Raw genomic sequence first — 12,660 nt, 5'->3', positions numbered from 1 at the left:
TTATTGTTATCCTATAAGAATAAACCTGCAGTGTTTAACTAATAATTAAAATAATAAACAGGTATTCTTATCTCTACTATACTCATAATATTCAATTTATAGAGCGAGTATATATAATGATTGATTTGTTTAAGTTAACGAAAAAAAGTTCTAGGCATATTGGTATAGCAATATATGTTGGTATTATAGCGGGTATCTTTTCAGCTTTAGTTAAATCTGGTTTTGAAGACCTAATTCCCCCGAGAACACTTGAAACGACACCCCCGCCAGTCGTCTTACTCGAAAAGCTTGGATTAAATATAGATACTATGACTTATCATTGGATGGGATATAGTATTAATTGGGGCGGTAATGGTGTTCATATATTATTCTCAATAGTTATCGCTGTGACATATTGTGTTATTGCTGAATTCTTGCCAAAGGTTAAATTATTACACGGTATTTGTTTTGGTATTGGCGTTTCTGTTTTTGCTCATGGTTTAGTCGTACCTCTACTAGGATTGTCTGGCTGGCTTTGGACAGCAGGTTATCAAGCATTAATTTCTGAGTTTGTTGGAACCGCTTTTTGGATCTGGTCAATTGAAGCGATTAGACAAAATTTGCGTTATTGTTTAACTAAAGAAAATGATGCTGAGTAGATAAGGAAGTTCAACCTTAATCTGTTATAAATTTCTTAAAGATCGCTTAGGCGGTCTTTTTTCGTATATGCCGACCACAGAATCAATCACCCTCGTTATCACGTTCACACAAGAGCTGTGAGTCGGCACCTTATTAACTAAATAAATTGGTAAATGTTATGTCAAAAGAGATAAGCGAATTACAGTTTAGTCTTCACTATGCCTCAGAAACAGACAGTGAAAAGAATACCTCCATCATTTTAACGGCGAATATCCATACGGCTGATGGTGAAACTCAACAACTGACACAATTAATTTGCACGACATCTTCCGCAGGTAAAAAGCAATATCGAATCGGCTTGCAAAAAATTAGTGATGCTGGTGCTCCATTGCTGGTGGCGATTGAATCCTATTGGCGCAAAAACACACAAGAGAGTTGTGTTTATTTGTTAGAGAAAGCGAAGCAATTTATTCAAGGACACTTACAACAAACGAATACATGGATATCTATGTATGGTCTTGTGATTGTTTCTAATGCGTCACTGGAAGAACAGTTGCCTGAAGGTTTATTAAAGGCACTTAAAGTATCAATGCCCGCCTAATTTTTATCGTTTCACTTTTAACTCTCTCACACTCATCATCAACGGACACTCCTCTGGGGGTGACTATGCGTATGGAAAAATTAACCAATGTAACTTATGGAACAGCAGGCTTAACGGCATTTTTTGCCAGCCTCTCATTATATGAATGGGGTTTTGTTATCGGTATGGCGTTCAGCATGCTTCTTGGTTTAGCTACTTATTTTATGACTCGTCGAGAGCAACGAAAACGCACTCAATTATTTGAAGAGCTTGTTCGTCATGTTGACCCACAAAACCCAACTGAAACCCTAAAAAGGCTTGCTGAATTAATGGTGAAAGCGCCAAAGGATATTTAATGTCTCTCAAACAGAAAATAGCGGCGGTAACAACAGCGGGAGCCACAGCAATCGCGTTAGTAGTAATAGCCCATTTTGAAGGTGTACGTTATGAACCTTATCGTGATGTGGCGGGTGTTCTAACAGTTTGTTATGGGCATACAGGCAAAGACATTATTCAAGGCAAGAGATACACACAACAAGAATGTGATGCGTTATTACAAATCGATTTTATTAAGACACAACAGCAAGTCGATGCATTAATCAAAGTATCACTCGATGACTACACCAAAGCTGCTTTATATTCCTTTGCTTTTAATGTGGGTACAACCGCATTTGCTCGCTCAACATTACTCAAGAAGCTAAACGCTGGTGATAGAGCGGGTGCCTGTGAAGAAATGAAACGTTGGATATATGCAGGCGGAAAGGTCTGGCGAGGGCTTGTCAGTCGTCGAGAGGCGGAGTCAGCACTATGTCATGGAAAACTTTAATCATCATTATCGGCTTTATTCTTGCATTACTCATTACAGTCGCTGGTGGCATTTATCTCTTGATTGATAACTCATGTACTAAAGACCAAGTGAGTTTAGAAAAGCGCTGTCAGATTGCACTCTCATATCATCGGTACTAATCATGAAATACGGAAAACTCTATGCCGTCATTGCGATGGTAGGCATTATCGTGGGTAGTTATTGGGTGATTAACTGGCAAGCTAATAGGATTAATTCACTGACAGATATCAACAAAAAACTGGCCGTGGCTCTCGAAGAACAGAAGTCTATTAATACTGACTATCAAGCACGCATAATGCGATTAAATCAGTTGGATATTCAATATACGCAGGAGCTAGCGAATGCTAAGAATGAAATTAGTCACTTGCGTGATATTAGTGAGCGTCATCCAGAGCGGGTGTACATCAAAGCCGAGTGCCCCAAAGTCAAAACCACTCCCTCCACCAGCTTGGCTTATGCAACCACCGCCCGACCTACTGACACCGCTATCCGAAATTATTGGTTACTCAGAGAGCGAATTGCAGAGTCAGAACAGATGATTAAAGGGTTGCAGGATTATATCAAACAAGAATGCATGGAATAAAAAAAAGCCCAGCATGGGTGCATGGGCAAACTAACAGGATATTAATCAAAGTATAGTGATAATTACTTAGTATAGCTTAAGTAAATATATATATCAGCAATTAGATAAGTCGTTTATCCATTAAGGAGAGTGATCATATCTTGACTGCTAGGAACAGACTAGAAGTGGCTTGGCAGTGTATCGCTAAGCTGCGAACTCTACGCATTTCATTCTGTGCATTCACCGCGCAATTAAAAACACTCACAGAACCTTACAGAAAGTCGAACCTGAGAAAAACCGTTAATGGTGTTTTCTGTGGGGCGGTTATTTCTGGTGAACAGGTTCGCTTTTCTATAAGGATTTACACCATGAGCAAATCATTAGTTTTCAAAGGTAATGAAATTACTCCATTTGATAATGGTGATAATAAGATTTGGTTTACCAGCTCTCAGATGGCTAAGCTACTCGAATACAAAAATGAGAAGTCAGTAACCAATCTATATAACGCCAACAAAGACGAGTTTTCTGATGATATGACAATGGTCACTGAAACAATGACCAATGGAATAAACAACAACTTACGTAAGAAAAAGGTCAGGATCTTCTCTGTTAGAGGTGCACATCTAATCGGAATGTTAGCTAATACAGATGTAGCGAAATCCTTGCGTCGATGGTTACTTGATCTAGCTGAAAAAGAGTCAAAACCACAAACAGGGTTAGCAAACCTTGACATGAATGAGCTTAAAACCCTGACTATCAATGAGATGCAAAATAGATTAGTAGCAGCCGATAACTGGTCGTTCGAGAACTTTGGCAGGAAAGGTAGTGACTTAATGAATTTACGCAAGCGTCACTTAAAGAAAATACGCAAAGCGAAGAAGGCAATTAAAGAACTATCACAATTAACCTTGCCTGATATGGGCGAATTTCCAGATGGAGAAGAGCCAGCATGAACCACGAACAATTCATAGAGCAGAACGTACTAGCCGAGTTAAAAAAGCTCGGCTTTTCTTTACCTGTTTGTCGTAGAGCAAGTTACATGGCGGTAGATCATTATCGCCGAAGCTCTCAAGCAAGTAGAAAAGGGCGAATGTTTGACGACTGCTTACATATTGCCAAAGTGTGGGCGAGTAAGTTCGCTAAGGAGAAAGTATGACCAAACAAGAAAAAGCAAACTTATCCATTCTCTATCGTCAATTACAGCAATCACTTGAATACTTACACTGTGGAAGAGTTGATGATGGGAGAATAGTTGCTGAAATCGTCGAGCGCGAGTTAGGCAAGTTAGTCAACAAACAGAAAACCAAATAGGCCCTAGCGGCCTTTTTTATTTAAGGAATGGATATGGTTAAAAGACCAGATTGGGAGGCCATCGAGTCGGCTTACCGAGCTGGCGTGATGTCCATAAGGGAAATAGCCTCTCAATACGAGATAACCCATCAGGCGATAAGTAAGCGTGCCAAGAAAGAAGGATGGGAGCGAGATTTAAAGGCAAAGGTTAAGGCTAGGGCTGAAAACTTGGTTGCCAAAAGGGAGGTTGCCAGTCTGGTTGCCACCGAAAAGGCTATTTCAGAACGGCAACTTATTGAGGCTAATGCCGAGGTTATCGCTAATGTCCGCATGGAGCATAGAGGCGATATTCGAAGGGCTAGAGAATTAACCAACAACTTATTTGATGAACTATCTGCTGAATGTGCTGATGTGCCAGCCTTAAGAAAACTTGGCGAGTTAATGTTTAGTCCTGATGATAACGGACGCGATAAACTCAATGAAATTTATCATTCAATCATATCTCTCCCTGAGCGCGTTAAGTCAGCCAAAGCATTAAGTGAAACACTCAAAAACTTGGTTGGGCTTGAGCGTCAAGCATACGGCCTTGATGATGTTCAGCCGAATAAGACAGCTAGTCAGCTATCAGAACTAATGGACGACTTATCTAAGGAATAATCATGAAGCCAGAACATCTTGCATTATTAAGAGATAAGCTCTGGCGATTGAATCACCTCTACTGGATCACAAACAAAGAAGGTAAGCCAGTTCGATTTAAAATGACGCCTGAGCAACTCGAATATTTTGAAGGGATGCACACGCGAAACATTATCCTGAAAGCTCGTCAGCTTGGCTTTACTACAGAAGTCTGCATTATCCAATTAGACGCAGCGTTATTTGAGGCGGCTAAATGTGCATTGATAGCCCACACACTTAACGATGCTAAGCGACTATTCAGGGAAAAGATAAAGTATGCCTATGACAAGCTACCCGATGAAATCAAAGCGGCTAACCCAGCGAGTAATGATGCGGTTGGTGAGTTGGTGTTTAGCAAAGGCGGCTCGCTTTATATCAGCACGTCATTTCGTGGCGGTACACTCCGTTATTTGCACGTTTCTGAGTTCGGTAAGATATGTGCTAAGTATCCAGAGAAAGCCCGTGAGATTGTCACTGGCGCATTTGAGGCGGTATCAAGCGATTGTTTTACGACGATTGAAAGCACAGCGGAGGGTCGAGCAGGTTATTTCTTCGATTATTGCCAGTCTGCTGAGAAAGCGCAAATTCAGAATAAGACTCTCTCTAACCTAGACTGGAAGTTCTTTTTCTTCTCATGGTGGAAGAATCCAGAGTATGCCATTAACCCTGTTGAGCCATTACCCCAGCGGTTAGTTGATTACTTTGATGAGATAGCCAGCAAACATGGTGTTCAATTAAATGAGCGCCAGAAAGCATGGTATTACGCCAAAGAGAAAACGCTTGGCGACGATATGAAACGGGAATATCCGTCAATACCGTCTGAGGCATTCCAACAATCGGTTGAAGGCGCTTACTACGCCAAGCAGTTCCGCTTCCTGTACGAAAATAAACGCATTGGCACACTTCCTGATAACTCGCACTTACCGGTTCACACGTACTGGGATATTGGTGTGGGTGACTCAACGTCAATTTGGTTTATTCGTGAAGTGGGCGAGGAGTTCCACATTATAGACCACTACTCAAACAGTGGTGAAGGTCTACGGCACTACATGAAAGTACTGAAAGACAAAGGCTACACATATGCAAGTCACAATGGCCCTCATGATATCGATAACCGTGAGTTTGGCTCGGATGCGAAATCTCGGCGTGAATTAGCGCGTGAGGGGTACGAAATCGACGGACAAATTTACTCAATCCGATTTGAAGTAGTGCCGAAGCTTTCAGTTGATGAAGGTATCGAGGCAGTACGTGAAATTCTGCCACTTTGCGTGTTTGATGAGCATAAATGTAGTGAAGGCATTGCTCATCTAGAAGCTTATCGTAAAGAGTGGGATGACAAGCGAGGCTGTTGGAAAGATAAACCGCTTCACGATTACACGTCACATGATGCTGATGGATTTAGGTATTTTGCGGTGAGCAGAAGAAACACTAAGCGCCCAGCATTCGAAATTAACCTAGGAACAACCTTCTGATGAGTACAACAAATGTAGATTTCACTCGACCGGAGTATAAAACGGCTGCTCCTCAGTGGGAGCTAGTTCGCGCTGTTTGCCGAGGCGGTGAAGATATAAAAAATTATCTTCCTGAGCTTGAAGAGCAAGATGGCGAGCGTAAAAAGAAGCGCAATAAAGATTATCAAGACCGTGCGGTGTTCTATCCAATAACAGGCAATACTCGCAACGGAATGATAGGGATGGCATTTAAAAAAGATCCCTTAGTTGCTGTCGTCGAAAAGCTGTCGTGTTTAAAAGACGATGCTGACGGGGCGGGTTCAAGTATCTATCAATTGGCTCAGTCTTCACTTGAGTCAGTATTGGAAGTCGGTCGGCATGGTCTGTATGTTGATTACAACAGTGATTCGAAACTCCCGTACATATTCCAATATCGTGCTGAAGACATCATTAACTGGCGTACAGCTCGTATTAATGGGCGCACGATGTTAACGCTGGTGGTATTGCGTGAAACGGTGGAAGAAGAGGACGGGTTTGGTTTTAAGGATGAGGTTCAATACCGTGTATTGTCGATAGAAGAAGGTAAGTTTGTCTGTCGTGTCTATCGCAAGCCCAGTGGAAGTAGCGTTTTTGAAATTTCTTCTGAGTATATACCTGCGCGTGCTGGTAACGGTGTGTGGAATGAAATTCCATTTACATTTATTGGTGCACAGAATAATGATCACACTATTGATGAAGCCCCACTTCTAGGATTGGCAAAAATCAACCTAGGGCATTATCGAAACTCTGCTGATTATGAAGATTCTGTTTTCTTCTGTGGGCAAATACAACCTTATCTAGGTGGGCTAGGAACAGAATGGCGTGACTATCTAGAAAAGAAAGGCGTTATGGTTGGTTCTCGCTCGCCAATTATGTTGCCAGAAAAAGGTTTCTTTGGTTACGCTCAGGCTCAACCTAACATGCTGGCAAAAGAAGCAATGGACAGTAAACGCGATTATATGGTTGCGCTCGGTGCTCAATTGGTTTCTGCTGATAGCAAAGTTAAAACGGTTATTCAGTCTGTCGGTGAACAGAACGCACAAACCTCTATCCTGAGCATCTGTTGCTCTAATGTTTCCGATGCATGCAGTAAATCGCTAATATGGTGTGCTGAATACTTAGGTTTAGATACTGCAGGCATTTCGTTTGAGATTAACAAAGACCTCGTTAATCACATTGCCGATAGTTCGATGATCCGTGAAATCGTCGCAGCATGGCAATCTGGCGCAACGCGTAAATCTGACTTAGTGAGAAGTTTGCAGAAATATGATGTTATCGACCCCGCTGATGATGTTGATGTGGTGGTGGATGAGCTTAATAATCAAGAGCCGACAATGGTAGGTGAGACATGAGATCAGTGAATGAGCGGTTAATGGATGAATTGATTGCTCACTCCCTGTTTTCTGGTCGCTATTCTACAGGGGTGGCTAGACGCATGATAAAGGCACTTAATGAGTTTGATGCTGAATTAACTGCTTCACTTATAGTGTCTTTAGATGATACCTCCATCGATGTTAATAGTTTCACTGCAAGGCGATTGGAGTCGTTGCTGTCCAGCGTTAGAAGTATTAATAAGCGTGCAGTTGATAGTGCTTTTTCATTGTTAACAGAAGAAATGAGAGCGCATGCATTATATGAGGCTGGCTACTACCCATCACTGTTTGATGCTCTACTACCTGATGTTGTTCTACGCAAATATCCACTAATGAGCATTACAGAGGAAATGCTATTTTCCTCAGTCATGTCTCGCCCATTTCAAGGGAAATTACTTTCTGAATGGGCTGATGGATTAGAATCAGATCGCATGACACGCATAAATAACGCTGTTCGGAATGGTTATTTAAATGGTGATAGTGCGGTAGAAATCGGACGTAAAATCAGAGGACATGCAAACCAAGGTTATAAGGATGGCGTATTGCAACTAAGCCGAGCTAATGCGACGACAATAGCTAAAACGGCCATTAGCCATTTACAAGCAACAGCGCGAGATCAGTTTGCTGATGCCAATAAAGACATTCTTGATTGTAAACAATGGTTATCTACCCTCGATAATAAAACATCTCACGATTGCATTATTCGGGATAGGTTGAGATACACGCTGGAAGGTAAGCCTATTGGTCATAAAGTTCCTTATCTACAAGGCCCCGGAAAAATCCACTTCAATTGCCGCTCAACAGAAACGCTGGTTACCAAATCGTGGCGTGAATTAGGTATCGATTTAGATGAGATGGACGCAGGAACTCGTGCCTCAATGGACGGGCAGGTGCCAGCAGATACCAATTTTCTTGATTGGATACAACGGCAACCTGAATGGCGACAGCGTCAAGTTTTCGGAGAAACGCGATTCAGACTAATGAAAGAGGGCGGTATGCATCCTTCTGAGTTTTATACCGATAAGGGAGAGTTTATTTCACTAGAGCGACTTAGAGAGATAGATGGGCATGCATTTAGAGAGGCTGGATATAGCTAATCAATAAACCATTTAACAAGGTCACCTCGGTGGCCTTTTTTATTACCTAAACTCAGCTCAGGGCTGAGTTATTACAACGCGCTAGGCGCATCTAATCCCAAGGGGAATCACATGTTATTTATGAATATCGAACGCAAATATTATTCACAGGCTGATGATGGTTCGCAAGGTGGAGGTGGTGGAACACCGGAAATCACTCCAGAAATTCAAGCTATTATCGACCAGCAGGTTTCAGGGCTAAAGGCTAAAAACAGTGAGTTGCTAGGCAAGCTCAAAGAGCAAGGCGATAACCTGAAACGTTTTGAAGGCATTGACCCAGACACTGTGAAGGGCATGCTTAAACGCTTTGAGAATGACGAAGAAGCCAAGCTCATTGCAGATGGCAAGATTGACGAGGTTCTCAATAAGCGCACTGAGCGTTTGCGTGGTGATTTCGACAAGAAGTTAAAAGAAGCAAGCTCTAAAGCTGAAAAGGCAGAGGCGTTTGCAAATAAATTCCGTGCTCGTGTGTTAGGCGATGAAATTCGTTCTGCAGCAGGGAAAGCGGGTGCATTAACCAGCGCTCAAGAAGATTTAATTTTACGTGCCAAAGGCATTTTTCAGATCAACGATGAAGGTCAGGCCGTAGCCGTTGATGAAGATGGCAATCCAATCATGGGCAAAGATGGTCGCACGCCATTATCACCTATTGAATGGATTGAATCCCTAAAAGAAAGTGCTCCTCACTTATTCCCCGCAGCCTCTGGTACAGATGCAGGGAAACATAAACAAGGTGGTGCACATTTTAAACGTTCTCAAATGTCCGCCAGTGACAAGGCTGATTATATTCGCCGATACGGGCGTGACGCATATTTAAAACTTCCAAAAGAGTAAGGAAATATAAGTAATGGCTACGATGACTAATAATGATTTAGTAATTTATAACGATTTAGCACAAACTGCGTTTTTAGAACGCCGTCAAGATAATTTAGCAGTATTTAATCAGGCATCAAACGGCGCAATTGTGCTGGATAACCTTTTTATTGAGGGGGACTTCCGTAAGCGTGCATTTTATCAGATCGGCGGTTCGATTGAGCATCGTGATGTAAACTCCACAGCATCTGTAGAGAACAAAAAAATCGGCGCGGGCGAATCTGTTGATGTAAAAGCACCTTGGAAATATGGTCCTTATGCAACGACAGAAGAAGCATTTAAACGCCGTGGCCGTGATGTATCGGAGTTCTCTGAGTTAGTGGGTACCGATGCGGCAGATGCTTCACTAGAGGGTTATATCAAATACTCTTTAGCTGCTTTAGGTGCCGCTATTGGCAATAACAAAGAAATGGTGGTGACTGCGGATATTGCGACAGATGGCAAGAAAACACTGACCAAAGGTTTACGCAGATATGGTGATAAGTTCAACCGCGTAAATCTGTTTGTTATGCACTCAACCACCTACTTCGATATTGTTGATCAGGCCATTGACAACAAAGTGTATGAAGAAGCGGGTGTGGTTATCTACGGTGGACAGCCAGGCACATTAGGTAAGCCTGTGCTGGTAACGGATACAGCGCCAGTAGATGCCATCTTTGGTTTAGTGCCGGGTGCTGTGACTATCACTGAATCCCAAGAGCCGACTTTCCGATCTTATGAAATCAATGACAAGGAGAACTTGGAAGTTGGTTATCGTGGTGAAGGCGTGGTTAACGTTGGCGTTCTGGGCTATAGCTGGGATGAATCAAAAGGAAAAAACCCTGATTTAACACAGTTAGGCACCGCAGGTAACTGGAAGAAGCATTTCACTAGCAACAAATTAACCGCTGGCGTCATGATTAAACTGACTGCCGAAGAGGGAAAGTAACCCTGTCAGCGGATAAAACGTCCGCTATCGCTGACAGTACAGATACAGTAACGATCACTCTTAATTACACCAAGGGCAGCTCTCCAGTCGAAGGAGCTACCGTTAATTGGTCTACAACAGGTGGCAAATTAAGCGTTACTTCATCTAAGACGGGCAAAGCTGGTGGTGCGACAGTGAAATTAACTTCTGATTCACAGGGTGAATTTATTGTCACAGCCACTGTTGATGGTGTTGCACAAAATACTGATGCAATTACATTCACAGAAAAAACTTCTCCAGACGAGTAATTTAAGGGGCTTTGTGCCCCTCTTTTTTTTGAGGTGAGCATGATTGATCCTGATAAGAACTCTCCAATATTTAATAGCTACGCAAGTGTGGATGATTTGAAGAAATACGCTGAGGATAGAAATATCACTTTGGCAGATAGTGGATTAGAGGCATTACTAATTACGGCGATGGATTATCTTGAATCGCAAAAATGGTTAGGTAAACGAACTAACCTAAATCAACCTTTATCTTTCCCTCGCTCAGGGCTATCTCGCGACGGTGTTGCCATCCCAAGCGATCAGATACCAAAGCAATTAATCCAAGCTCAATGCCGTTTAGCGATTGAATCAGTAGAAAATGACCTACAGCCCACGTTAGGCGCTGAAATCACCTCAGAGCGAATTGAGGGCGCTATTACTGTGCAATATGCCGAAGGCACTAATACTGGCGCACCAAACTTTCCTTGGTTAAAAGGTTTATTGTCTGGCTTGATTGATGTCTCGGATGGATTTGCCATTAATACATTTGCAATGAGGTAGCCATGAACATTTATCAACGTGGGCAGAGTACAGCATTAAGGATGTTGAAAAAATATGGCGTTTCCTATCAGGCTAAGCGTGATGGTAAGCATTGGGTTGATGATGAGGGGCAGGAACACTTTGAGCCAGAAACGTTATTTTCTGTTGTCGGGGTAAAAACGCAATATAAACCTTACGAAATCGATGGCACGCTTATTCTCTCTACGGATATTAAAATGATACTTCCTCCAGATATTGATATTCAGAAAGGGGATAAGGTGCTGAGAGATCCCCTCATAATTTCCCCAAAGCGTAACCATGTGTGAATAAATTTTGAGCTAGTAGGGTTGCAGCCACGAGTAAGTCTTCCCTTGTTATTGTGTAGCCAGAATGCCGCAAAACTTCCATGCCTAAGCGAACTGTTGAGAGTACGTTTCGATTTCTGACTGTGTTAGCCTGGAAGTGCTTGTCCCAACCTTGTTTCTGAGCATGAACGCCCGCAAGCCAACATGTTAGTTGAAGCATCAGGGCGATTAGCAGCATGATATCAAAACGCTCTGAGCTGCTCGTTCGGCTATGGCGTAGGCCTAGTCCGTAGGCAGGACTTTTCAAGTCTCGGAAGGTTTCTTCAATCTGCATTCGCTTCGAATAGATATTAACAAGTTGTTTGGGTGTTCGAATTTCAACAGGTAAGTTAGTTGCTAGAACCCATGGCTCCTTTGCCGACGCTGAGTAGATTTTAGGTGACGGGTGGTGACAATGAGTCCGTGTCGAGCGCTGATTTTTTCGGCCTTTAGAGCGAGATTTATACAATAGAATTTGGCATGAGATTGGATTGCTTTTAGTCAGCCTCTTATAGCCTAAAGTCTTTGAGTGACTAGATGACATATCATGTAAGTTGCTGATAGGTTTCCAGTTTTCCGCTCCTAGGTCTGCATATTGTACTTTTCCTCTTACTCGACTTAACCAGTACCAACCCAGCTTCTCAACGGATTTATACCATGGCACTTTAAAGCCAGCATCACTGACAATGAGCGGTGTGGTGTTACTCGGTAGAATGCTCGCAAGGTCGGCTAGAAATTGGTCATGAGCTTTCTTTGAACATTGCTCTGAAAGCGGGAACGCTTTCTCATAAAGAGTAACAGAACGACCGTGTAGTGCGACTGAAGCTCGCAATACCATAAGTCGTTTTTGCTCACGAATATCAGACCAGTCAACAAGTACAATGGGCATCGTATTGCCCGAACAGATAAAGCTAGCATGCCAACGGTATACAGCGAGTCGCTCTTTGTGGAGGTGACGATTACCTAACAATCGGTCGATTCGTTTGATGTTATGTTTTGTTCTCGCTTTGGTTGGCAGGTTACGGCCAAGTTCGGTAAGAGTGAGAGTTTTACAGTCAAGTAATGCGTGGCAAGCCAACGTTAAGCTGTTGAGTCGTTTTAAGTGTAATTCGGGGCAGAATTGGTAAAGAGAGTCGTGTAAAATATCGAGTTCGCACAT

Annotated in this window: 18 protein-coding genes; 17 read left to right on the top strand and 1 reads right to left on the bottom strand. The window is 42.5% G+C overall.

Annotated elements, in window-relative coordinates:
• Positions 1 to 116 precede the first annotated feature (116 nt).
• The 17 genes from AACU98_RS07290 (at position 117) to AACU98_RS07210 (ending at position 11,483) form a co-directional block, all read left to right on the top strand.
• Positions 117 to 638 (top strand): YagU family protein, encoded by a 522-nt coding sequence (locus tag AACU98_RS07290; protein ID WP_004247148.1) that lies wholly within the window; start codon positions 117 to 119, stop codon positions 636 to 638.
• A 158-nt stretch (positions 639 to 796) separates the two neighbouring features.
• Positions 797 to 1,219: a hypothetical protein gene (locus AACU98_RS07285; protein WP_107033973.1), complete on the top strand. Its 423-nt coding sequence runs from the start codon at positions 797 to 799 to the stop codon at positions 1,217 to 1,219.
• 65 nt (positions 1,220 to 1,284) lie between these two features.
• A complete protein-coding gene (locus tag AACU98_RS07280; RefSeq protein WP_036905789.1) occupies positions 1,285 to 1,554 on the top strand; it encodes a bacteriophage protein in 270 nt (89 codons plus the stop codon).
• On the top strand, positions 1,554 to 2,024 hold the full coding sequence (locus AACU98_RS07275; RefSeq protein WP_107033974.1) for a lysozyme: 471 nt from the start codon (positions 1,554 to 1,556) through the stop codon (positions 2,022 to 2,024). Before AACU98_RS07280 ends, AACU98_RS07275 begins: the two co-directional genes overlap by 1 nt.
• Positions 2,006 to 2,164 carry a hypothetical protein gene (locus AACU98_RS07270; protein ID WP_012367623.1) on the top strand — a complete coding sequence of 53 codons (159 nt, stop codon included), beginning with the start codon at positions 2,006 to 2,008 and terminating at the stop codon, positions 2,162 to 2,164. The genes AACU98_RS07275 and AACU98_RS07270 overlap by 19 nt, the downstream gene beginning before the upstream one ends.
• A 2-nt stretch (positions 2,165 to 2,166) precedes the next feature.
• Complete coding sequence (locus AACU98_RS07265) at positions 2,167 to 2,628, top strand: lysis protein (protein ID WP_012367624.1); 462 nt, start codon at positions 2,167 to 2,169, stop codon at positions 2,626 to 2,628.
• Positions 2,629 to 2,792: 164 nt separating this feature from the next.
• Complete coding sequence (locus AACU98_RS07260) at positions 2,793 to 3,560, top strand: BRO-N domain-containing protein (RefSeq protein WP_004245980.1); 768 nt, start codon at positions 2,793 to 2,795, stop codon at positions 3,558 to 3,560.
• 199 nt (positions 3,561 to 3,759) lie between these two features.
• Complete coding sequence (locus tag AACU98_RS07255; protein ID WP_004245978.1) at positions 3,760 to 3,918, top strand: hypothetical protein; 159 nt, start codon at positions 3,760 to 3,762, stop codon at positions 3,916 to 3,918.
• A gap of 33 nt (positions 3,919 to 3,951) precedes the next feature.
• Positions 3,952 to 4,554 (top strand): hypothetical protein, encoded by a 603-nt coding sequence (locus tag AACU98_RS07250; protein WP_172409589.1) that lies wholly within the window; start codon positions 3,952 to 3,954, stop codon positions 4,552 to 4,554.
• Positions 4,555 to 4,556: 2 nt separating this feature from the next.
• Positions 4,557 to 6,044 (top strand): hypothetical protein, encoded by a 1,488-nt coding sequence (locus AACU98_RS07245; RefSeq protein WP_012367627.1) that lies wholly within the window; start codon positions 4,557 to 4,559, stop codon positions 6,042 to 6,044.
• On the top strand, positions 6,044 to 7,414 hold the full coding sequence (locus AACU98_RS07240; protein WP_049203626.1) for a DUF4055 domain-containing protein: 1,371 nt from the start codon (positions 6,044 to 6,046) through the stop codon (positions 7,412 to 7,414). Before AACU98_RS07245 ends, AACU98_RS07240 begins: the two co-directional genes overlap by 1 nt.
• A complete protein-coding gene (locus tag AACU98_RS07235; RefSeq protein ID WP_012367629.1) occupies positions 7,411 to 8,532 on the top strand; it encodes a phage minor head protein in 1,122 nt (373 codons plus the stop codon). Before AACU98_RS07240 ends, AACU98_RS07235 begins: the two co-directional genes overlap by 4 nt.
• A gap of 111 nt (positions 8,533 to 8,643) precedes the next feature.
• Positions 8,644 to 9,405: a hypothetical protein gene (locus AACU98_RS07230; RefSeq protein WP_036907977.1), complete on the top strand. Its 762-nt coding sequence runs from the start codon at positions 8,644 to 8,646 to the stop codon at positions 9,403 to 9,405.
• Positions 9,406 to 9,418: 13 nt separating this feature from the next.
• Positions 9,419 to 10,372 (top strand): major capsid protein, encoded by a 954-nt coding sequence (locus tag AACU98_RS07225; RefSeq protein ID WP_012367631.1) that lies wholly within the window; start codon positions 9,419 to 9,421, stop codon positions 10,370 to 10,372.
• A gap of 2 nt (positions 10,373 to 10,374) precedes the next feature.
• A complete protein-coding gene (locus tag AACU98_RS07220) occupies positions 10,375 to 10,659 on the top strand; it encodes an Ig-like domain-containing protein (RefSeq protein ID WP_107033975.1) in 285 nt (94 codons plus the stop codon).
• Between the two features lie 39 nt (positions 10,660 to 10,698).
• Entirely contained in the window at positions 10,699 to 11,178 is a 480-nt protein-coding gene (locus AACU98_RS07215; RefSeq protein ID WP_012367632.1) for a DnaT-like ssDNA-binding protein, read from the top strand.
• 2 nt (positions 11,179 to 11,180) lie between these two features.
• Positions 11,181 to 11,483 carry a hypothetical protein gene (locus AACU98_RS07210; RefSeq protein ID WP_161735745.1) on the top strand — a complete coding sequence of 101 codons (303 nt, stop codon included), beginning with the start codon at positions 11,181 to 11,183 and terminating at the stop codon, positions 11,481 to 11,483.
• On the opposite strand, the gene AACU98_RS07205 is transcribed toward AACU98_RS07210, so the two are convergent.
• Entirely contained in the window at positions 11,452 to 12,660 is a 1,209-nt protein-coding gene (locus AACU98_RS07205) for an IS4-like element ISVsa5 family transposase (protein WP_001339197.1), read from the bottom strand. The two genes, AACU98_RS07210 and AACU98_RS07205, sit on opposite strands and share 32 nt — an antisense overlap.

Source organism: Proteus sp. G4380 (assembly GCF_963885725.1).
GTDB classification, from domain to species: Bacteria; Pseudomonadota; Gammaproteobacteria; order Enterobacterales; family Enterobacteriaceae; genus Proteus; species Proteus mirabilis.
Note: the sequence above shows the minus strand (reverse complement) of the source record. Positions and strands in the feature narration are given on the sequence as shown.

Bases quoted from the DNA above. Each gene is read 5' to 3' on its own strand.
- AACU98_RS07290 (WP_004247148.1), top strand. From the start codon at position 117: ATGATTGATTTGTTTAAGTTAACGAAAAAAAGTTCTAGGCATATTGGT.
- AACU98_RS07285 (WP_107033973.1), top strand. From the start codon at position 797: ATGTCAAAAGAGATAAGCGAATTACAGTTTAGTCTTCACTATGCCTCA.
- AACU98_RS07280 (WP_036905789.1), top strand. From the start codon at position 1,285: ATGCGTATGGAAAAATTAACCAATGTAACTTATGGAACAGCAGGCTTA.
- AACU98_RS07275 (WP_107033974.1), top strand. From the start codon at position 1,554: ATGTCTCTCAAACAGAAAATAGCGGCGGTAACAACAGCGGGAGCCACA.
- AACU98_RS07270 (WP_012367623.1), top strand. From the start codon at position 2,006: ATGTCATGGAAAACTTTAATCATCATTATCGGCTTTATTCTTGCATTA.
- AACU98_RS07265 (WP_012367624.1), top strand. From the start codon at position 2,167: ATGAAATACGGAAAACTCTATGCCGTCATTGCGATGGTAGGCATTATC.
- AACU98_RS07255 (WP_004245978.1), top strand. From the start codon at position 3,760: ATGACCAAACAAGAAAAAGCAAACTTATCCATTCTCTATCGTCAATTA.
- AACU98_RS07250 (WP_172409589.1), top strand. From the start codon at position 3,952: ATGGTTAAAAGACCAGATTGGGAGGCCATCGAGTCGGCTTACCGAGCT.
- AACU98_RS07245 (WP_012367627.1), top strand. From the start codon at position 4,557: ATGAAGCCAGAACATCTTGCATTATTAAGAGATAAGCTCTGGCGATTG.
- AACU98_RS07240 (WP_049203626.1), top strand. From the start codon at position 6,044: ATGAGTACAACAAATGTAGATTTCACTCGACCGGAGTATAAAACGGCT.
- AACU98_RS07235 (WP_012367629.1), top strand. From the start codon at position 7,411: ATGAGATCAGTGAATGAGCGGTTAATGGATGAATTGATTGCTCACTCC.
- AACU98_RS07230 (WP_036907977.1), top strand. From the start codon at position 8,644: ATGTTATTTATGAATATCGAACGCAAATATTATTCACAGGCTGATGAT.
- AACU98_RS07225 (WP_012367631.1), top strand. From the start codon at position 9,419: ATGGCTACGATGACTAATAATGATTTAGTAATTTATAACGATTTAGCA.
- AACU98_RS07215 (WP_012367632.1), top strand. From the start codon at position 10,699: ATGATTGATCCTGATAAGAACTCTCCAATATTTAATAGCTACGCAAGT.
- AACU98_RS07210 (WP_161735745.1), top strand. From the start codon at position 11,181: ATGAACATTTATCAACGTGGGCAGAGTACAGCATTAAGGATGTTGAAA.
- AACU98_RS07205 (WP_001339197.1), bottom strand. From the start codon at position 12,660: ATGTGCGAACTCGATATTTTACACGACTCTCTTTACCAATTCTGCCCC.